Annotated in this window: 16 protein-coding genes, 1 tRNA gene and 1 pseudogene; 4 read left to right on the forward strand and 14 right to left on the reverse strand. The window is 67.0% G+C overall.

Features of this window, described 5'->3' with window-relative positions; all coding sequences use genetic code 11:
* The 3 genes from V6D91_RS01405 to rpoE are packed head-to-tail and all read right to left on the reverse strand — an operon-like array spanning nucleotide 1 to nucleotide 2,126.
* Nucleotides 1–969: a MucB/RseB C-terminal domain-containing protein gene (locus V6D91_RS01405; protein ID WP_347317399.1), complete on the reverse strand. Its 969-nt coding sequence runs from the start codon at nucleotides 967–969 to the stop codon at nucleotides 1–3.
* Nucleotides 969–1,532 carry a sigma-E factor negative regulatory protein gene (locus tag V6D91_RS01410; RefSeq protein ID WP_347317400.1) on the reverse strand — a complete coding sequence of 188 codons (564 nt, stop codon included), beginning with the start codon at nucleotides 1,530–1,532 and terminating at the stop codon, nucleotides 969–971. Before V6D91_RS01410 ends, V6D91_RS01405 begins: the two co-directional genes overlap by 1 nt.
* Nucleotides 1,533–1,550: 18 nt before the next feature.
* Nucleotides 1,551–2,126, reverse strand: coding sequence for an RNA polymerase sigma factor RpoE (gene rpoE / locus V6D91_RS01415; RefSeq protein WP_347317401.1), 576 nt, complete (start codon nucleotides 2,124–2,126; stop codon nucleotides 1,551–1,553).
* Between the two features lie 148 nt (nucleotides 2,127–2,274).
* Here rpoE and nadB point away from each other — a divergent pair, with 148 nt between their 5' ends.
* Nucleotides 2,275–3,909, forward strand: a complete 1,635-nt coding sequence (nadB, locus tag V6D91_RS01420) for an L-aspartate oxidase (RefSeq protein WP_347317402.1) — start codon at nucleotides 2,275–2,277, stop codon at nucleotides 3,907–3,909.
* A 238-nt stretch (nucleotides 3,910–4,147) separates the two neighbouring features.
* On the opposite strand, the gene V6D91_RS01425 is transcribed toward nadB, so the two are convergent.
* The 4 genes from V6D91_RS01425 to V6D91_RS01440 all read right to left on the reverse strand — a co-directional run bounded on the left by V6D91_RS01425 (nucleotide 4,148) and on the right by V6D91_RS01440 (nucleotide 8,705).
* Nucleotides 4,148–6,058 (reverse strand): ATP-binding cassette domain-containing protein, encoded by a 1,911-nt coding sequence (locus V6D91_RS01425; RefSeq protein WP_347317403.1) that lies wholly within the window; start codon nucleotides 6,056–6,058, stop codon nucleotides 4,148–4,150.
* A gap of 71 nt (nucleotides 6,059–6,129) precedes the next feature.
* Nucleotides 6,130–6,855, reverse strand: a complete 726-nt coding sequence (locus V6D91_RS01430; protein WP_347317404.1) for a hypothetical protein — start codon at nucleotides 6,853–6,855, stop codon at nucleotides 6,130–6,132.
* 78 nt (nucleotides 6,856–6,933) lie between these two features.
* Complete coding sequence (locus V6D91_RS01435; protein WP_347317405.1) at nucleotides 6,934–8,451, reverse strand: R3H domain-containing nucleic acid-binding protein; 1,518 nt, start codon at nucleotides 8,449–8,451, stop codon at nucleotides 6,934–6,936.
* Nucleotides 8,452–8,612: 161 nt separating this feature from the next.
* A tRNA-Ser gene (locus V6D91_RS01440) sits at nucleotides 8,613–8,705 on the reverse strand.
* Nucleotides 8,706–8,936: 231 nt separating this feature from the next.
* Between V6D91_RS01440 and mltF the strand changes: the two genes are divergently transcribed.
* Both mltF and dusA read left to right on the forward strand, forming a co-directional pair.
* On the forward strand, nucleotides 8,937–10,289 hold the full coding sequence (gene mltF / locus V6D91_RS01445) for a membrane-bound lytic murein transglycosylase MltF (RefSeq protein ID WP_347317406.1): 1,353 nt from the start codon (nucleotides 8,937–8,939) through the stop codon (nucleotides 10,287–10,289).
* A gap of 13 nt (nucleotides 10,290–10,302) precedes the next feature.
* Nucleotides 10,303–11,289, forward strand: coding sequence for a tRNA dihydrouridine(20/20a) synthase DusA (dusA, locus tag V6D91_RS01450; RefSeq protein WP_347317407.1), 987 nt, complete (start codon nucleotides 10,303–10,305; stop codon nucleotides 11,287–11,289).
* Nucleotides 11,290–11,295: 6 nt separating this feature from the next.
* Here the strand turns inward: dusA and V6D91_RS01455 are convergent, their stop codons facing one another.
* Genes V6D91_RS01455 through V6D91_RS01470 form a run of 4 tightly spaced genes read right to left on the reverse strand, consistent with a single transcriptional unit; the run spans nucleotide 11,296 to nucleotide 13,915 of the window.
* The gene (locus tag V6D91_RS01455; protein WP_347317408.1) at nucleotides 11,296–11,793 is read right to left on the reverse strand and encodes a pyridoxamine 5'-phosphate oxidase family protein; all 498 of its coding nucleotides are present in this window, start codon (nucleotides 11,791–11,793) and stop codon (nucleotides 11,296–11,298) included.
* On the reverse strand, nucleotides 11,768–12,376 hold the full coding sequence (locus V6D91_RS01460; protein WP_347317409.1) for a lytic transglycosylase domain-containing protein: 609 nt from the start codon (nucleotides 12,374–12,376) through the stop codon (nucleotides 11,768–11,770). Before V6D91_RS01460 ends, V6D91_RS01455 begins: the two co-directional genes overlap by 26 nt.
* Nucleotides 12,377–12,421: 45 nt before the next feature.
* Nucleotides 12,422–13,267: a zinc metalloprotease HtpX gene (locus tag V6D91_RS01465; RefSeq protein ID WP_347317410.1), complete on the reverse strand. Its 846-nt coding sequence runs from the start codon at nucleotides 13,265–13,267 to the stop codon at nucleotides 12,422–12,424.
* Between the two features lie 9 nt (nucleotides 13,268–13,276).
* The gene (locus V6D91_RS01470; RefSeq protein WP_347317411.1) at nucleotides 13,277–13,915 is read right to left on the reverse strand and encodes an NAAT family transporter; all 639 of its coding nucleotides are present in this window, start codon (nucleotides 13,913–13,915) and stop codon (nucleotides 13,277–13,279) included.
* A 148-nt stretch (nucleotides 13,916–14,063) separates the two neighbouring features.
* Between V6D91_RS01470 and V6D91_RS01475 the strand changes: the two genes are divergently transcribed.
* Nucleotides 14,064–15,611: a SulP family inorganic anion transporter gene (locus V6D91_RS01475; RefSeq protein ID WP_347317412.1), complete on the forward strand. Its 1,548-nt coding sequence runs from the start codon at nucleotides 14,064–14,066 to the stop codon at nucleotides 15,609–15,611.
* Nucleotides 15,612–15,628: 17 nt separating this feature from the next.
* Here the strand turns inward: V6D91_RS01475 and V6D91_RS01480 are convergent.
* From V6D91_RS01480 to purL, 3 genes and pseudogenes are all read right to left on the reverse strand, one after another.
* Nucleotides 15,629–15,985, reverse strand: a pseudogene (locus V6D91_RS01480) (DUF86 domain-containing protein).
* Nucleotides 15,978–16,268 carry a nucleotidyltransferase family protein gene (locus V6D91_RS01485; protein ID WP_347317413.1) on the reverse strand — a complete coding sequence of 97 codons (291 nt, stop codon included), beginning with the start codon at nucleotides 16,266–16,268 and terminating at the stop codon, nucleotides 15,978–15,980. The pseudogene V6D91_RS01480 and the gene V6D91_RS01485 overlap by 8 nt, the downstream one beginning before the upstream one ends.
* Nucleotides 16,269–16,332: 64 nt before the next feature.
* The gene (gene purL / locus V6D91_RS01490) at nucleotides 16,333–20,226 is read right to left on the reverse strand and encodes a phosphoribosylformylglycinamidine synthase (protein WP_347317414.1); all 3,894 of its coding nucleotides are present in this window, start codon (nucleotides 20,224–20,226) and stop codon (nucleotides 16,333–16,335) included.
* Nucleotides 20,227–20,228 lie beyond the last annotated feature (2 nt).

Genomic DNA, 20,228 nt, shown 5'->3' on the forward strand with positions numbered 1-20,228 from the left:
TCAGGGCGCCCCCATCGGACGCAGACCGTCGAGGATCATGCGCATGGCGGCCTCCGGCGCCTCGCCAATGGCCGTCAGACGGAATCCGTCCGCGTCGCGCGTGACGCGGTGCATGACACCGCTTCCGGCCTGCTCAGGCGGCGCCTGCTCGGATTGGCGTTCAATAAAGACCGACACACTGCCCAGGCCGTCAGAATAGATGAGATGCTCCAGCACCTTGCCGTTGTGTGGGCTGCGACGCTCAGCCGCATTGCGCAAGGCATAGCCAGGCGGCAAGGTCGTGGCAATCCAGTGCGGCTGAAAAGGTTTCTCCTCGAAAGGCTCCTCCACCACGCGGAACCCCTGGATGTCCGTGCTCAGACGCATGGCCTCCTCACCCATCTCCGGCACGATGCGCAGGCTGGCAAACTGGCTCATCTCCAGGCGCCGGTCGCCATCGAGCAGCTCGAGACGGAGCAACATGGCGCTCGGCTCGTGGATGCACAGGCGGTAGCCATGACGGTAAGAGTCCTTGGGCACCAGCCTGACCACTTTGCAGGTCAGGTTGGCCACGCGCGCATCCCCGTTCTGGATGAAATCGTAGAACTTGGACAGCTGGGCCGTCTCGCCAAAGCGCTCGGCGGACAAACGTCCTCGCCATGAAGGAGCACGGCCGGTGACCACCAGCCGCGCACGCGGCCAGACACAGGTGCAACGATCCCCTTCCTGCAACACCTCCCGCGGCGGGCCATCCATGCTCACCAGGCGCTCACGCTCGCCATGCTGTTCATCAAAGAGATGAAAGATGCGCAGGGTGCGGGTATCGCCCTCCTGCCCTTGGACATGCAGCAGCAGCCCCTCGTAATTGACGGTGTGCATGGTGTGCGCCATGCGCTGGAGCAAGGCCTCGGTCCCCGGCGAGGCGTCTGCGGCACCGGCAAGCCCGAGGAGAAAGGCGATGGGGAGAAGGCGATTCAGGGCAAGAGGCATCAGGGACGCTCGTAGGCTACCAGGCGGATATTGGAGGCCATGGAGGTCATCGGACCACCCTCGGCATAGGTCAGGTGCTGAACGAGATAAGGATCGGGCATGACATCCGCCTCCTGCGCCTCCTGCGCGCCCTTGGCCGCGACCTGAACGGTGTGCTGCGGCCCCTGCGGGGCGGAGAGGACGACGAACGATCCATCCGGGTTTTGCTGCGCGGGCTGGATCACCAGCACGGCAACGCCCGCCACGGTGGCCGCAAGGGCTAGCCCCAAGGCGGGAATACGCCAGGTGCGCAGCCCCTCGCGGAGGGTGTCGAGCAGCGTGACCCGGCGTGCCGGCGCCATCTGTTCGGCCCGGATGCTGGCCATGATGCGCGCCGTCATGTCGCGCGAAGGGGCTTCCACCAGCTCGCCCCGCATGGCCATGCCGATCAGGCTGTAGCGCCCCATGCGCTCACTCCCCTGCGGATCATGGCGCAATTGCTCGAGCAACTGGTCGACCTCATGGCGGCTGAGGGCATCGTCCAGCATGGCGGACAGGGTTTCATCAAGGCTTGGTTTGTTCATCTGCATTCTCCCGCCCGCTCAGCCCAGCAAGGGCTGCAGGCGCTTGTCGATCGCTTCACGCGCACGGAAGATCCGCGAACGGACGGTGCCGATGGGGCATCCCATCACCTCGGCGATTTCCTCGTAACTCAGCCCTTCCAGCTCCCGCAGGGTGATGGCGGTACGCAGGTCTTCCGGCAGGTCGTGGATGGCCTGCATGACCACGCGGTGCAATTCACTCCCCAGCGCCTCACCCTCCGGCGTGTCGGTGTCGGTCAGGCCGGGCTCGGCGGCATACTGGTCCGTCTCGTCGGCATCCAGATCGACCGTGTAGGGCTGACGCTGCACGCTGACCAGGTGATTCTTGGCCGTGTTGACGGCAATGCGGTAGATCCAGGTGTAGAAGGCGCTCTCGCCACGGAAGGAGCCCAACGCTCTCCAGGCCTTGACGAAGGTTTCCTGGGTCAGATCCATGGCCTCGTCCATGTCCCGCACGTAGCGCATGATGAGCTTGAGCACCTTGTGCTGGTATTTGCGCACCAACAACTCGAAGGCGCGTTGGTCGCCTTCGCGCGCACGGGCGACGAGTTGCTGGTCGGTTGGACTGGACGACATGCGTGCTGCATTCCTGGGTTACCCCCCACATCACGTCCCATGCACAAGGGGATAGACGGCTGCGGGGCGGGAAGGTTCCGTCAAAGCGGGATTGTCGATATTGTTGGAATCATACAACGTAAATGGACCGAACGATGGGATCACCCGCATGACCGCTGCTCCTCACACCTTCGACGTGCTCATCCTGGGCAGCGGGGCCGCAGGGCTGACCTGCGCGCTCCATCTGCCCGGCGGCCTGCGGGTCGGGGTGCTGGCCAAGAACGCCATGTTCGAGGGCAGCACCCAATGGGCTCAGGGGGGCATCGCGGCCGTGCTGGATCCCACGGACAGCGTGGCCAGCCATGTCGAGGACACCCTGGACTCGGGAGCGGCCCTGCCCCATCGTGCGGTGGTCGAACGCATCGCCTCGGAGGCTGCCGACCTCATCGGCTGGCTCGAGCGCCTGGGCATGCCCTTCACCCGTGAGAAAGGGCGCCTGCATCTGACCCGCGAGGGGGGGCACAGTCACCGGAGGGTGGCCCACGCCCAGGACGCGACCGGCGCGGCGCTGGAGAGCACCCTCCTGCGCGCCGCCCGTGCACGCCGGACCATCACCCTGCTCGATCAGCACACCGCCATCGACCTCATCACCACCCGCCGCCTGGGGCTTGAGGGCGACCGCTGCGTGGGCGCGTATGCCCTCAACCGCAACACTGGGCATGTCGAAGTCTTCCGCGCCCGTTTCGTGGTGCTGGCAACCGGCGGCGCGAGCAAGGTCTACCTCTACACCACCAACCCGGATGGCTCGACCGGGGATGGGATCGCCATGGCCTGGCGTGCCGGCTGCCGGGTGGCGAACATGGAGTTCATCCAGTTCCACCCCACCGCCCTCTTTGATCCGCGCGCCAAGACCTACCTGATCTCCGAGGCGGTGCGCGGCGAGGGCGGGCGCCTGCTGCTGCCGGATGGCACCCCCTTCATGCACCGTTACGACCCGCGCGGCGAGCTGGCGCCGCGCGACATCGTCGCCCGCGCCATCGACCACGAAATGAAGCGCCTGGGGCTGGACTGCGTGTATCTGGACATCAGTCACAAGCCGCCGGAGTTCGTGCGCGAGCACTTCCCCACCATCTATGCCCGCTGCCTGGAGTACGGCTACGACATCACCCGTCAGCCCATCCCGGTGGTCCCGGCCGCGCACTACACCTGCGGCGGGGTGATGGTGGACGAGCACGGCCGCACCGACATCGACCGCCTGTATGCGATTGGCGAGGTCAGCCACACCGGCCTGCACGGCGCCAACCGGCTGGCGAGCAACTCGCTGCTCGAGTGCCTGGTCTACGGCCGGGCCGCGGCGCAGGACATCGCCCGCCGCATGCGGGAGGCCAACGCCCTACCGGAGATTCCGGAGTGGGATGAGAGCCAGGTGACCGACTCCGACGAGGAGGTCGTCGTCAGCCATAACTGGCACGAGCTGCGGCAGACCATGTGGGACTACGTGGGCATCGTGCGCACCACCAAGCGCCTGGAACGCGCCCTCAACCGCATCGACCTGCTCAAGCGGGAGATCAACGACTACTACGGTCATTTCCGCGTCACCCACAACCTGATCGAACTGCGCAATCTGGTGGTGGTGGCCGAGCTGATCGTGCGCTGTGCCATGGCACGCAAGGAGAGCCGCGGTCTGCACTACATCCTCGACCATCCTGGCCTGCTGCCGGGGCCGCCGGAGGACACCGTGCTGACGCCGGAACCGCCGAAGCCGTATCCACACCTCCATCCCGAGGAGGCCTCGGGGGCCTGAGCCCTCCTCTGCCGGCCCAGCGGATCGCCTCACAAACCACGCCGGGCTTTGGAGGAGAAATGCCCGTCGGCCCGGGGCGGGCCTCCTACATCGCCTTCATCGGTCTCCTGCGGAGCGGTGACAGGGGGCGGGGCAACGCCTCACGGTCCTTGGGGAAACGCTGAAAAACCCGGCATGTGGCACGTTCCCTCCCCCCTGGTGGGGGAGGGTTAGGGAGAAGCATTTTTTCAGACCTTCCCTAGCCTTCGGCCGCCTGCATCGCCTCCTCCAGCGCCTCGCTGGCCGCAAGCCACTCCTCCTCGACCTTGGCGAGGGCGGCATCGACCCGCGCCTTGTCCGCAAGAAGGCGCTTGAGCTCCTCCTTGCTGGATTCGGCATAGATCGCGGGATCGGCGAGGGTCTGCTCCAGCGTCCCCTTCTCCCCCGTGAGGCGCCCCATCTCGGCCTCCAGCCGCTCCACCTCCCGGCGCAGGGGTTGCAGGCGCTTGCGCAACTCGGCCTCCAAGCGTCGGCGGTCCTTGCGCGCCGCGGCGCTGTGCTCGGCCTCGGCGGTGACGGCCGCCACCGGATGGGAGGCGACCTGCTGGGCCGCCAGCCAGCGCGGATAGTCATCCAGGCTGTCCGGAAACTCATCCACCCGCCCGCCATGCACCAGCCACAACCGGTCGGCACAGGTGCGCAGCATGTGCCGGTCGTGCGAGACGATCACCATGGCCCCCTCGAAGTCCTGGAGCGCCAGGGCCAGGGCATCGCGCATGTCGAGGTCGAGGTGGTTGGTCGGCTCGTCGAGCAGCAACAGGTTCGGCCGACGGTAGACCAGCAGGGCGAGCACCAGGCGGGCCTTCTCGCCGCCCGAGAACGGCGCAACCGGAGCGAGCGCCATGTCGCCCACGAAACCGAAGCCGCCGAGGTAGTCGCGCAGCTCCTGTTCGGGGACCTGAGGATGTTCATGGCGCAGATGTTCGAGCGCCGTCCACTCTGGACGAAGCTGCTCGAGCTGGTGCTGGGCGAAATAGCCGACGCGCAGATCCTTGGCCGGCAGGCGCTCTCCAGCAAGCGGCGCGATCTCGCCCGCCAAGAGCTTGATCAGGGTCGACTTGCCCGCGCCATTGACGCCCAAAAGACCGATCCGATCCCCCGGGGCGAGGATCAGCTTCACTCCGCCTAGCACCGGCCGCTCGCCATAGCCCGCGCTGACCCCATCCAGACGCAGGAGCGGGTTGGGCAGTTTCTCGGGCGGCTGGAAGGCAAAATGGAAGGGGGAGTCCGCGTGCGCGGCGGCGATCAGCTCCATGCGCTCGAGGGCCTTGAGACGACTCTGCGCCTGCCTGGCCTTGCTCGCCTTGGCCTTGAAGCGGTCGACGAAACCGCGGATGTGGGCGATCTCGCGCTGCTGGCGCGCGTATTCGGCCTGGCGGGTCGCCAGACGCTCGGCACGCAGGCGTTCGAAGGCGCTGTAATTGCCGGTGTAGAGGATCGCCGCCTCGTTCTCGATGTGCACGATGTGGGTGCAAACGGCGTCGAGAAAGTCGCGATCGTGCGAGATCAACAGCAGGGTGCCGCGGTAGCCTTTCAACCAGTCCTCCAGCCAGACCACGGCCTCAAGGTCCAGGTGGTTGGTCGGCTCGTCCAGGAGCAGCAGGTCGGAGCGGCACATCAGCGCGCGGGCAAGGTTCAGGCGCATCCGCCAGCCGCCGGAGAACTCGGCCACCGGGCGCAACTCCGCTCCGGGCGCGAAACCGAGGCCATGCAGCAGGCGCGCGGCGCGGGCGCGCGCCTCATAGCCGCCGATCGCCTCCAGCCGCCCGTGCAGCTCGGCCAGGCGCGTCCCCTCCCCCGCGGCCTCGGCCTCGGCCATGGCGCGCTCGATGGCTCGCAGCTCCGTATCACCATCGAGGACATATTCAATGGCGGGGCGCGGATCCGGCGGAGTTTCCTGCGCCACGTGCGCCAACACCCAGTGCGACGGATAGACCGCCTCGCCCGCGTCGGGCGAGAGCTCACCACGCAGCAAGGCGAACAGGCTGGACTTGCCACAGCCGTTGGCCCCGGTCACGCCCACGCGCTGGCCGGGATGGATCTGGAAGTTCGCGTCGCGGAACAGCAGCTTCGGACCGCGGCGGAGGGAGAGATGGTTGAGGTTCAGCATGGGCGCGAAGTCTAGCAGCTTAGGGAAAGGCAAGGTGTTTCCCGGCTCCCCCACCCTTCGGCGATGCCAAACTAAATCCCCTCCACTTCCCGCCCCTCGGACAACATCTCCGTGATCTTCTTGAAGTGGACGGGCTCGTGCTCCTCGCCGCGCACCGCAAAGCGCAGGTGCTCCGCCTCGACGCCGAGGATGGTCACACCGAGCTCGTCGAGCAGGGCCAGGAGGGGCTGCGCGTCAGGCTCCACCGGCAGCGCCCCGGCCTGGACCTCCCCCAGCAGACCGAGGCCAGCCAGCACGCCGTCGAGATCCCAGCGCCCGGTCTGGGTGGCGAACTCCACCACCGCCCGCCAGAGGACAGGACGATGGGCGTGCCGCAGCCTCGCCTCCGGCGCATGACCGCCCGGTCCGGCGCGCAGGGTCTCCAGCCAGGCTTCGCGCGCCGCGGGGGACTCGAACACGTGCATCTCCGCATACGCGCTGCGCGCACCCTCGGCATCCCCCTGCGCGATCTCGGCGAGCACGAGCAGCGCAAGCCCCTGTTGCGGGGTGAGGTGGCCGAGCACGTCCGCCAGGCGCGGGTCGCCGGTGGCATACAGATGCGCGAAGAGGTAGGCGAGATGGGGCGGCGTCCCCCACAGCACCTTCGCCAGGCGGGTGTCCGGCATCGGCCCGCGCATCTCCTGCCAGTGTTCCCGGCAGAGCCTGACGAGCCTCTCCTGCAAGCCTTCGGAACGTGGGCCGGGTATCCAGCCGAGCACCCTGTGCACCTCGTCCACCATGATCGAGAACTTGGTCATGCCCATCCCTCCTTCCCAGCGCGGGACATCAGCGCCGCATGCCTTCGACTATAGGGAGGATTTCGAGGTGATGCGGGCTCATTCGGAAGGATAGATCGCCAGGCGCCGTTGCGGCTCGCTGCCAAAGCTTTCCGCGACCATCCGGTGCTGCACCACCAGCTTGTGCTGCAATTGGCGCAGCGCGGGGCTGCGTGGGGCGAGCTCGATCACCACGCCCTCCTCCAGGGCGCGCCGGATCCCCTCCTCCGCCTCGAGCAGGGCCTCCCTCGCCTCGTCCTCCTCGAGGTCAGGATAGTGATGGAAGACCTCACGCAGGAGTTTGCTGATCTGCGCGGTGGTGTTTTTCTTCACCAGGTGCAGCGGGATCCCCATGGCGCGCACGAGCCGCTGCAGGCGCGGGTCGTCACCGCGCGAGCGCAGCGCCACGACCATGTCGGCCCCCTCTGGGTGGGGCACCGTGCGGGCATCGAGGCGCAGGTCGCGCAGCACGCGCTCGACCTGGTCGCGGCTGATGGCATAGGGATAAATACGGACCGTGCCCGCAGGCGTGGCCGGCACGGTGGTACGACGAGCCGCAGACACGGTCTCGGCCCTGCGCTCGAAGGCGGGCTCGGCAGGCCCGCTGCCCCCGCCCCGTCGCTCTCCCACGGGAGGCCGGCCGCGCAGCAGCTGATCCACCGCCGCGGCGGTATCGGCGTGCACGATCACCTCGTCGCGGGCCACGATCTCGACCACCACGTCGAAGGTGGGCGGCCCCTTCCTCTCGGTCACGGTCTTCTGCGTACCGCGGAAGCGCGCCTCATCATCGCCCAGGGTCACCGTCTGCACCCCGCCCACGAGATCGGACAGGGTGGGGTTCATGACCAGGTTCTCGAGCGTGTTGCCGTGCGCGGTGGCGATCAGCTGCACGCCACGCTCGGCGATGGTGCGGGCGGCCGCTGCCTCGGCGGCGGTGCCGATCTCATCGACGATAATGACCTGCGGCATGTGGTTTTCCACTGCCTCGATCATCACCGCGTGCTGGCGGTCGGGGTGAGCCACCTGCATGCGCCGCGCCCCGCCGATGGCCGGGTGCGGGATGTCGCCGTCACCCGCGATCTCATTGGAGGTGTCGATCACCATCACCCGGCGCTGGAGCTCGTCCGCCAGGGTGCGGGCGATCTCGCGCAGCTTGGTGGTCTTGCCCACGCCCGGCCGGCCAACCAGGAGTACATTGGCCCCCGACTCGATCACGTCACGGATGAGGTCGATGGTGCCAAAGACTGCACGGCCAACGCGCAGGGTCAACCCCACCACCTCGCCCTTGCGGTTGCGGATGGCGGAGATGCGGTGCAGGGTGCGCTCGATGCCGGCGCGGTTATCCGCGGAGAACTCGCCGAGGTGGGCGATTACATGGTCGAGCTCTTCGCGGCTGACGGGCTCCTCGCCGAGCCGCTGCCCGCCCTCCGCGAAGCGCGCCTCCGGCACCCGCCCGAGGTCCAGCACCACCTCCACCAGGTCGGTGGCGGGCACGGCATGCAAACGCTCTCTGAGGGCGGCCGGGAGGGCAGCGATCAGGAGGGACAGGTCGTCACTGTAGGTGTTCGTTGCGTTCACGCTCTTGGGGCCTGAAGGATCAGTCACTTATGCAAGCCAAAGACCGATTTCCGCCGCATGGGTTCACGGCTTGAGGAACACGGACAGGCGGCGCAGCCGCACCCCATTCGAGAGCGGGGGGGGAACTTGGAAGAACGTCTGGAGTCAGACATTGGATCAGATGGCGGAGGGAGAGGGATTCGAACCCTCGTGGGGCGGTGAAGCCCCAACTCGATTTCGAGTCGAGCCCGTTACGGCCACTTCGGTACCCCTCCGAAGGTTTGAGAGGTTATCAATTTGCGGCATCATCGGCAAATGCCACATCCGTCCAAGCGTCCAAAACCGGCATGAAGCGCGACGAGAGAAACGCCGCCGGCATACGCAACATCCCACGCAGGGCCCTATCCCAAGGGGGCGTCCGACCTACCCGCGGGCCTCAGCCCCCCCCCTGCAAGGCCAGTCCGATCGGATGGATCGCGCTGTTCATCGTCCCCATCTTCTGGTTGATGCTGCAATTCAACCTGGCACCCGAGCCCGGATCGCCCCCTGCAGCGGCAGGGCCAACCCAGCTGGAGGACGTGCTGGGCAAAGGGGTTCTGCGCGTCGCCACACGCGAGGGCCCGCTCACCTACTTCAAGAATGACAGCGGTGAGGTCAGCGGGCTCGAGGCTGACCTGGTCCGTGCCTTTGCCGACTCGCTGGGGGTAGGCGTCGAGTTCATTCCCGCCGCTTCCCTGAATGACATCTACGAGATGGTTCGCCGCGGCCAGGTCCACATGGCCGCGGCGGGATTGATCATCAGCCCGGAACGCCTAGGCCAGGTGAATTTCGGCCCGAGCTACATGCAGGTCCGCCAACAGCTTGTGGTGCGTGAGGGGCTGGGGGAGCCTGCCAGCCTGGAGGACATCGGCAACGCCTACATCAGCGTGGTGGCAGGCAGCAGCCATGCGGAGACGCTGCGGGAGCTCAACCGTGACAATCCCGAGATCGTGCCCCAGCCCCTGCAGAAAGTGTCCGGCACTGACCTTGTGGCCATGCTGGCCCGCAAGGAACTGGACTATGCCTTGATCGACTCCTCGATGGCCCGCTGGGCCAGGAAGATCTTCCCTGAGGTGAAGGTGGCCTTCGACGTCGGGGAACCGAGAGATTACGCCTGGGCCTTCCCGCCCGGTGCGGATGACAGTCTACGCGAGCAGGCCGTGCGCTTCATCGAGGAAAACAAACGGAACGGCGAGCTGGATCGCATCATCGACCGCTATTTCGATCACCTCGACAGCCTTGATCCCGATGGCGCCCGCCAGTTCGTGCGCGACGTGCGCTACCGTCTGCCGGCCTACCGCCAGCACTTCATGCGATCGGCCCAGAAACACGGCCTGGACTGGCGCCTGCTCGCTGCGATCGGCTACCAGGAGTCCCGCTGGGATCCTGACGCTGTTGCCCCCAGCGGGACACGCGGCATGATGCAGCTCACTGCGCCGACCGCCCTTGAGCTCGGCATCGCGAATCCGCACGATGCCCCTTCGAGCATCGAAGGCGCGGCCCGCTATCTCGACCTTTTGCTGCAGCAACTGCCGAAGGACCTGCCCGAGGTCGAGCGCCCGTGGTTCGCGCTGGCCGCCTACAACATCGGCATGGGCACGGTGAACGGCGCGATCCGTCGCCACCAGCGCACGCACGGCCTCCCTCCGGGCTGGGATGCCTTCCGCTCCGCCCTGCTGGAGGAAGCCCAGGGTAGCGCCCACGGCCGCAAGCGGCGCCAACTGACCCTGGACTACGTAGACAGCATCCGCGCCTACTATGACCTGATGATCTGGGTCACCGAGCGGGCCCCGCGCATGGTGGCCCATACCCCATCCTGATGGCCGTCACCCCATGACCGACCCACTTCGCCGCCACCGGCGGCTCGCCACCGCCCCCATGCTCGACTGGACGGACCGCCACGCGCGCATGTTTTTCCGTCTGCTCAGCCGCGAGGCCCTGCTCTACACCGAAATGGTGACCACCGGCGCCATCCTGCATGGCGACGCCGAACGGCATCTGGCCTTCAACACCACCGAGCATCCGGTCGCCCTGCAGCTCGGCGGCAGCGATCCGCGCGAACTGGCCGAGTGCAGCCGGATCGGCGAGCAGTTCGGCTATGACGAGATCAACCTGAACGTCGGCTGTCCCTCCGACCGGGTGCAGAGCGGCCGCTTCGGCGCCTGCCTGATGGCCGAGCCGCGGCTCGTGGCTGACTGCGTCGCCGCCATGCGGGAGGCGGTGAGGGTTCCGGTCACGGTCAAGTCACGCATCGGCATCGACCATCAGGAGGGCTACGAGCCACTGGCGTGTTTTGTCGGGCAGGTGGCCGCCGCCGGCTGCGAGGTGTTCATCGTCCATGCACGCAAGGCTTGGCTTGCCGGGCTCTCGCCCAAGGAGAACCGGGAGATTCCGCCGCTGCGCTATGAGATGGTGCACCGGCTGAAGCAGGACTTCCCACACCTGACCATCGTCATCAACGGTGGTCTCCGCAGCCTGGATGAGGCCGAGGCACAGCTTGCGCAGGTGGACGGGGTGATGATCGGCCGCGCGGCCTACGAGAACCCCTTCCTGCTGCGCGAGGCCGACCGTCGCCTGTATGGGAGCACGCTGCCCGATCCGGCCCCTACCGCCGTCATGCGCGCCTGGATGGACTATGTGCAGGCCGAATGGGACAAGGGGACGCCACTGCACGCCATGACCCGCCACATCCTCGGTGCCTTCCACGGCCAGCCGGGCGCCCGGGCCTTCCGCCGCCACCTGAGCGAGCTGGCACCACGCAAGGGCAGCACGCCCGAAGTACTGCGCGAGGCCCTGCGGCAGGTCGGGATCGAGCTCTGAGGCGGCTCACCGCCCAAGATGCTCGACCACCTGCAGACCCTCCAGCCGGAAGGCACGACCGAAGCCCGCTACGAAGCGCCCCCCGCCGGGGGTGAGTACGAAGAGGTGGAAATCGGGCAGGCTGCGCAGCAGCGGCACGATGCCGCCGAAGGACGCTTCCATGGCCTGAAGCACGGCCCTGCCCTGGGCATCTCCCCGGTCGAGCATCCCGGCACGGCATGTGAGACTCACCCGGGTACGTGCAAACGGTTGACGCGCTGCAGCTTCATCCTCAAGAAGCAGGACTTCGGCAAGCTCTGTGCGCCGAAGGTTGCCCGTGTGCGGGGCGAGGTCGCTGAGGAAGACGGCAAAGCCATCGCCATGCGGCACGAAGGGGGCCACGCTCAATTCCACACGGCCATCCTCGCCCAAGGTGCCGAGCACCAGCGAACGCCGGCTGGCGAGGAAGGCCGCAAGTTCGGCCTGAGCCTCCCCCAGATCAGGGCTGGGCACGATAGCGGCCATGCAGGTTCATCACCCGCGCGACATAGGTGATGGTCTCATCGTACGGCGGGATGCCGCCGAACTTCTTCACCGCCCCCTCCCCCGCATTGTAGGCGGCGACGGCCAGGCGCACGTCCCCATCGAACAGGTTGAGCAGGAAACGCAGGTAAGCCACCCCGCCGCGCACGTTTTCAAGGGGATCGTAAATGTTGCTCACGCCGAAGCGGGAGGCCGTGGCAGGCATGAGCTGCATCAGCCCAGCCGCCCCCTTGGGCGAGACCGCCTGCGGGTTGAAGCCGCTCTCGGCATGCATCACCGCGCGCACCAGGGAGGGGTCGATGCCGTGCTGGCTGGCTGTGCTACGGATCAGGTCATCAAAGGCCGACGGGTTGAGCCGCCAGTAGGCGGCAGAGGGTGAATCCACCCAGCCCTTTGGCTTGGTATAACGGCTCTTGTAGATCAGCTGGTAACGCGAGTCGCCCTGCGGCACGTTGGTGATGTGACGCACACCGTTGGCGTCGGTGTAGGCATAGATGTCCGCCGCCGCGGTGCCGGACCACGTGGCGAAGATTCCAAGCGCCAGTATGGGGAGCATGCCTTTCATAGGACGGATCTTAGCAGCAAGCAGCACAAGCTCATCGAGTCGGGATCATAGCCTGCCGGATTCGGCCAGTTCCAGCAGGCGGCGCACCCGCTCCGCAGTCGGCGGATGGGTACGCAACCAGGAAGGCGGCTCCCAGTGGCGCAACGGCGTGAACCACGCCTCCCACCAGCCGCGCTGGGCACGCTCCAGCCGGATCAGGGCACGCGCCAGCCCCTCGGGATCGCCGGTCAGCAGGGCGGCCTGATGATCGGCGTCATACTCCCGCGTGCGGGCGAGGCCAAGCTGCATCAGGTCGCTGACCCATGGCGCGAAGGCGAGCAGCAGCAAGGCAAACCACGGGATGTCTGCCACGCCGAGGGCCATGGCGGGCAGGGCGAGGAGGAGCATGATCTGGCCGAGCAGGGCGAGCAGAGCCGTGATGCGCCCCACCACGGCGGCAAGCAGCATCACGCCCAGGTCGTTGTTGCGCAGATGAGCCAGCTCATGGGCCAGCACGGCGGCCAGTTCGCGCCGGTCGAGTGCGAACAGCAGGCCTTCGGTGACGGCCATGGCCGGCGCGTCGCGCGAACCAAAGCTCATGGCCTGCAGGGACGCCCCAGGCAGCAGATACAGTCTGGGAGGCTGGTCGAGCCCCGCGCGCTCGGTCAGCCGGACAAGCAGCTCGTGCAGCTCGGGTGCGGCATAGGCGCCAAGGGGTATGGCCCCCATCAGACGCGCCAACAGGTCGCCCGGTAGGCGCGGCACGAGCAGCAGGGTGGCCAGTACCATGAACAGGGCCCAGGCCACGCCGCCCCAGCCCCCCAGGATCCATCCCAGTGCCCCGAGCACCATGGCCATGCCGGTCAGCAGGGCCAGGGTCTGCAAGGTGTTGCGCAGGCGTGAGCCGAGCATGGGCATGGTTTAGTGCGCGAGGCCCGGAAACAGTTCGACCAGCCCATTCGCCATCATCTCCACCGCCAGGGCGGCGAGGATGAGACCCATCAGCCGGGTGACCAGGTTGACGCCGATGGTGCCGAGCCGCTCGGCGATCCAACCCGCAAAGCTAAACACCAGCCCCACGACCAAGGCCACGATGGTGATCGCCAGCACGATGGCCACCTGCACATCCATCCCCCCGCCGTACTGGTGGGACTGGATGATGACGTTGCTGATGGCCCCCGGACCGGCCAGCAGCGGCACGCCCAAAGGAACCACCGCCGCAGCACTCCGTTCGGGGGTCTCCTCGGCCTCCTCCGGGGTCTGCCTGAGCCCCACCTCCTGGGCGCGCAGCATGGAGAGCGCCAGCATCAGCAGAATCAGGCCGCCCCCCACGGCGAACGAAGCCAGGCTGATGCCGAACACGCCGAGCAGCATCTCCCCCACCAGGACCGTCATCACCAGCACGATCAGCACCGTGAGCGCGGCGGTGCGAGCAGCCGCCAGGCATCGCTGCCGCGGCCATCCCTGGGTCACGGCGAGGAAGAACGGCACGATGCCGAACGGCTCGACGATGGCGAGCAGGCTGACGGTCATCTTGAGGAAGTCGGTGGGCTCGATCACGGCAGCTCCCTGGCGTCATGGACGGACGACGATCCACGCTTACTGTGTACCCGTTCCAGGCCCGTTTCGCCACCTCCATCCGGTTGGTGCCCCCATCCTGCGATGCTAGACTGCACGCCCTCTCGCTTCAAGAACACGCGCTAACCCCATGTTTCATTTGATTGCCCGCCATGCGCCCAACAATGTGCGTGCCGATGTGCTCTCCGGGCTGACCGTCGCCCTGGCCCTGGTGCCGGAGGCCGTGGCCTTCGCCCTGGTGGCCCAGGTCCACCCGCTGATGGGCCTTTACGCCGCCTTCATCGTCGCCCTCATCACCTCCACCTTCGGCGGCCGTCCGGGCATGATCTCCGCGGCCGCAGGCTCGCTGGCGGTGGTGATGGTGGCTCTCGTGGTCCAGCACGGGCCCCAGTACCTGCTCGCTGCCGTGGTGCTGATGGGGGTGATCCAGGTCGTGGTGGGGATGCTCAAGCTCGGCAAGTTCATCCGCATCGTGCCTTACCCCGTGTTTCTGGGCTTTGTGAACGGCTTGGCGATCGTCATCCTGCTGGCCCAGTTTGAGCACTTCAAAGTCCCCGCGGCCGAGGGCGGCAAGGCATGGATGTCCGGTACCGCGATGTACGTCATGCTGGGCTTGATCGCCCTGACCATGGCCATCATCCATTTCTTCCCGCGTCTGACCCGGGCGGTACCCTCCACCCTGGTCGCCATCGTCACGGTCAGCCTGCTTGCCATCGTGCTCGGCCTGGAGACCCGCACCGTGGGCGACATGGCCTCGATCGCCGGCGGCCTGCCTGAGTTCGCCATCCCGCAGGTACCGCTGACCTGGGAGACCCTGTGGGTCGTCCTGCCCTACGCCTTCGTCTTCGCCGGAGTGGGTCTGATTGAGTCCCTGCTGACCCTGCAACTGGTGGATGAGATCACCGAGACCCGCGGCCAGCCGAACCGCGAGTGCGTGGCCCTCGGCGCCGCCAACATCACCACCGGCTTCTTTGGCGGCATGGGCGGCTGCGCCCTGGTGGGTCAGAGTGTGATCAACGTGGAGTCCGGTGGGCGCGGACGCCTCTCCGGCATCACCGCCGCGCTGGCCCTGCTGGCCTTCATCCTCTTCCTCGCCCCGCTGATCGAACAGATCCCGCTCGCTGCCCTGGTGGGGCTGATGTTCATGGTCGTGATCGGCACCTTCGAATGGGGCACGCTGCACATGATCGGCAAGGTGCCCCGGCGCGAGATCGCCATCAGCATCATGGTGGCCGCCATCACCGTCATGGTCGACCTGGCCGCCGCGGTCATTACCGGGGTGATCGTCTCCGCCCTCATCTTTGCCTGGGAACACGCCAAGCATATCCGTGCGGAGACCGAGACCCTGCCGAACGGCAGCAAGGTCTACCGCCTGATCGGCCCGCTGTTCTTCGCCTCGGTACAAAACTTTCACGAACTGTTCGACCCGAAGAATGACCCCGACGATGTCATCATCGACTTCGCCCGCTCGCGCGTGGCCGACCACTCTGCGCTCGAGGCCATCGACAACCTGGCGGACAAGTACCGCGCCCTGGGCAAGACCCTGCACCTGCGTCACTTGAGCCCCGAGTGCCGGGAGCTGCTGCGCAAGGCGGGCGATCTGGTGGAGGTGAATATCGCCGAGGACCCGCACTACCACGTGGCGGAGGATGATCCGCGGGCGACGGTACCTCGCTGAGCGTTGAGCGGCTCCGCTCAACCCATCGCTGTGGAGTCACGTAGGGCGCGGAGCTGTTCCAACAACCCCGGCACCTCATCGCGCACGATGCTCCACACGATGTCGTCGTCGATCCCAAGATAGCCATGAATGAGCCGGTTGCGGGTGGCCACGATCATGCGCCAGGGAATCTAGGGATGCGCCGCACGCACGGCGTCGGGGATATGCGTCGCCGCTTCGCCGATGAGTTCCAGATTACGCAGCGTTGCATCGTAGTTGAGCCCGCTGGACACAAAGGCGGCCTGATCGAACCCGCCGGTGTAGGCCAGCACCTTCTCGGCAAAGCCGATCATGTCATCGAGGTAAAAGCGCCAAGCGCGTGTGTACTCAGACATCGACCACTTCAGCCTCGATGAAAGGCTTGAGCTCGGGGCGCAGGGCCTTCTCGGTCACCAGGTCGACCGGGCTGCCCAGCACATCCTCCAGATAAAACTGCACACCAAAGTAGCGTGCGGCACTGGCCGCCCCGTCAAAGGCGACCAGCACATCCACGTCACTGTCTGCACGCGCTTCGTCGCGCGCCGTGGAGCCAAACAGGGCCAGCCGCGTCACTCCGAAACGTCGTTGCAACTCGGGTTTGGCCTGCGCCAGCTTCTGTGTTGCCATGGCACGATCCATGAAGGTTCCTCCTCGAATCGACCGCCTGACTGGGCTCGCGAGCTATGAGCGTACGACCTGGGGTTTAGCCCACCCACACCCGCGCGTTACGGAACATGCGCATCCAGGGGCCATCCTCGCCCCAGCCCTTGGGCCGCCAGGAATACTGCACGGCGCGGAACACGCGCTCCGGGTGCGGCATCATGATGGTGAAGCGGCCATCCTCAGTGGTGAAGCCGGTCATGCCGTGGGCGGAGCCATTCGGGTTCAGCGGGTAGACCTCGGTCGGCTGGCCGTAGTGGTCCACATAGCGCAGGGCCACGAGTCCCCCAACGGCCACCGCCTCCGGGTCCAGCCCCGGACCGAACTCGACCCGACCCTCGCCGTGGGCAACGGCGATGGGCATCTTCGAGCCGGCCATGCCGGTCAGGAAGATGGAGGGGGAATCCATCACCTCGACCATCGCCACCCGCGCCTCGAACTGCTCGGAGCGGTTGCGCATAAAGCGCGGCCAGTGCCCTGCACCGGGGATGATGTCTGAGAGCTGGGAGAGCATCTGGCAGCCGTTGCACACGCCAAGGCCGAAGCTGTCCTCGCGGGCAAAGAAGGCGGAGAACTGATCGAAGGCGCGCGCATTGAAGCGGATGGACTTGGCCCAGCCGCCCCCCGCACCGAGCACGTCGCCGTAGGAGAAGCCGCCGCAGGCAACGATGCCCTTGAAGCCCTCCAGGGTGATGCGCCCTTCAAGGATGTCACTCATGTGCACGTCCACCGCATCGAACCCGGCGCGGGTGAAGGCGGCGGCCATCTCGATCTGGCCATTCACGCCCTGCTCGCGCAGCACCGCCACGCGCGGCCGCATGCCTGTGGCGATCATCGGCGCGGCGATGTTGTCCTCCATGTCATAGGTCAGGCTGACCGACAGGCCGGGGTCCAGGGTGTCCAGCAGGCGGTCGAATTCCTGCTGGGCACACTCCGCATTATCACGCAAGCGCTGGATGTGGAAGCTGGTCTCGCTCCAGGCGCGTTGCAGGTCCACCCGCGCCTCGTCCAGCACGGCGCGGCCATGGCGGGTGAAGACGATGCGGTCATCCTCGCGCAGGGTGCCGATGACGTGGCTGTGGGCGGAAAGACCCGCCTCGCGCAGCGCCATCAGGGCGAAATCGGTGTCGCAGTGACGCACCTGGATCACGGCACCGAGCTCCTCGGCGAACAGGGCCGCGAGGTCATCCTCGCCCAAGGTGTCGATCCGCACCTCGACCCCGCAGTGGGCGGCGAAGGCCATCTCGGCGATGGTGGCGAACAGGCCACCGTCGGAGCGGTCATGGTAGGCCAGGAGCAGGCGGTCGCGGTTGAGATCCTGGATCACGCCAAAGAAGGCCTTGAGCGCCTCGGCATCCTCGAGATCGGGCGCTTCATCCCCCACCTGACCGTAGACCTGCGCGAGGCAGGAGGCCCCAAGGCGGTTCTTGCCCTTGCCTAGGTCGATCAGGATCAGGTCGGTGTCGCCCGCATCGCGGCGCAGCTCGGGGGTGAGCACGTGGCGCACATCACTCACGGGGGCGAAGGCGCTGATGATCAGCGAGAGCGGCGCGGTCATCTCGCGCCGTTTGCCATGCTCTTCCCACACCGTCTTCATCGACAACGAATCCTTGCCCACCGGGATGGCGATGCCAAGCTTCGGGCACAGTTCCTCGCCCACCGCGTGCACGGTGTCGAACAGGTTGGCATCCTCGCCCGGGTGGCCAGCCGCGGCCATCCAGTTGGCGGACAGGCGGATGTCGGAGAGTTTTTCGATCGGCGCGGCGGCGATATTGGTGATGGCCTCGCCGATGGCCATGCGCCCGGAGGCCGGGCCGTCGATCAGGGCCACGGGGGTGCGCTCGCCCATGGCCATGGCCTCGCCGGTGTACACATCCAGCGCCGAGGCGGTCACCGCCACGTCGGCCACCGGCTCCTGCCACGGGCCGACCATCGGGTCACGCGCCACGAGGCCGGTGATGGTGCGATCGCCAATGGTGATGAGGAAGCGTTTGTCGGCCACGGTCGGCAGACGGAGCACGCGATACGCCGCCTCGCACGGGGACACGCCCGCAAACTCCAGCGCGGGGCGCTGGAAGCTGCGGTGCTTCACATCGCGCAGCATCTTCGGCGGCTTGCCGAGCAGCACGTCCATCGGCAGGTCGACCGGGGTGTTGTCGAAATGGGCATCGCCGACGACCAGGCGCTGCTCGCTGGTGGCCACGCCGACCACGGCGAACGGGGCACGCTCGCGCTCGCAGATCGACTGGAACAGCTCCAGCTTCTCGGGCGGGATGGCGAGCACGTAGCGCTCCTGCGACTCGTTGCTCCAGATCTCCATCGGCGACATGCCCGGCTCATCGTTCGGCACTGCCCTAAGCTCGAAGCGGCCACCGCGGCCAGCATCGTTGACCAGCTCCGGGAAGGCATTGGAGATACCGCCCGCCCCCACGTCGTGGATGGAGACGATGGGGTTGTCCTTGCCCATCGCCCAGCAGCGGTCGATGACCTCCTGGCAGCGGCGCTGCATCTCCGGGTTGCCGCGCTGCACGGAAGCAAAGTCCAGATCCTCGGCCTGGCTGCCGGTGGCGACCGAGGAGGCCGCCCCGCCACCGAGGCCGATCAGCATGGCCGGACCACCGAGCACGATCAGCAAGTCGCCATCGTTGATGGTGTGCTTCTCGACATGCTCGCCGCGGATATTGCCGACCCCACCGGCAATCATGATCGGCTTGTGGTAGCCACGCAGCTCGGTCCCCTCCGGCGCTGGGGCCTCCAGCTCGAAGGTACGGAAGTAGCCGCACAGGTTCGGGCGGCCGAACTCGTTGTTGAAGGCGGCGGAGCCGAGCGGGCCCTCGATCATGATCTCCAGCGCGGAGACGATGCGGTTGGGCTTGCCGTGGTCCTTCTCCCACGGCTGCTCGGCCCCCGGGATGCGCAGGTTGGAGACCGAGAAGCCGGACAACCCCGCCTTCGGCTTGCTGCCGCGCCCGGTCGCCCCCTCGTCGCGGATCTCGCCGCCCGAGCCGGTCGCCGCGCCGGGGAAGGGCGAGATCGCGGTCGGATGGTTGTGGGTCTCCACCTTCATGAGGATGTGGATGTCTTCCTCATGCGCGCGGTAGACGCCATCGGCATCCGGATAGAAGCGGCCGCCGCGGGCCCCCTCGATCACCGAGGCGTTGTCCTTGTAGGCGGACAGGATGCCCTGCGGGGCGTGGTGATAGGTGTTGCGGATCATGCCGAACAGGCTCTTGGCCTGGGGCTTGCCGTCGATCACCCAATCGGCGTTGAAGATCTTGTGCCGGCAGTGCTCGGAGTTCGCCTGCGCGAACATCATCAGCTCGACGTCGGTCGGGTTGCGGTTCAGGTTCTGGAAGTTCTCGACCAGGTAGTCGATCTCATCCTCCGACAGGGCCAGACCCCAGTCGCGGTTGGCCTGCTCCAGCGCCGGACGCCCGCCGGTGAGGATGTCCACGCTGCGCAGCGGCTTGGGCTCGGCGGTCGCAAACAGCACGATGGCATCTTCCACCGCATTCACCACCGCCTCGGTCATGCGGTCATGCAGCATGGCCGCCACGGCCTCGAACTGCCCCTCGGTCAGCGGCTGGCCGTCGCGGGTCTTCAGGGTGTAGAGGATGCCGCGCTCGATGCGGTGAACCTTAGACAGGCCACAGTTGTGGGCGATATCCGTCGCCTTGCTTGCCCACGGCGAGATGGTGCCCGGGCGCGGGATGACCACCAGCTGCGCATCCTTGTAGCCCTTTACCTCGCCGGAGCCATAGTCCAGCACAGCGCCGAGCCGTTCGCGCTCGCCGTCGGTGAGCGCCGACTCCAGGTCAACAAAGTGCACGAGCTGCGCGGCGACCGCCTCAATGCGCGGTTCGTCACGGCGAAGATCGGCGAGCAGTTTGGCAAGACGGGCAGCGGAGAGCGCCGAACGGCCAGGCAGGATGAGCATGC

It is taken from the genome of Thiofaba sp. EF100, from assembly GCF_039822285.1.
Taxonomy (GTDB): Bacteria; Pseudomonadota; Gammaproteobacteria; order Halothiobacillales; family Halothiobacillaceae; genus Thiofaba.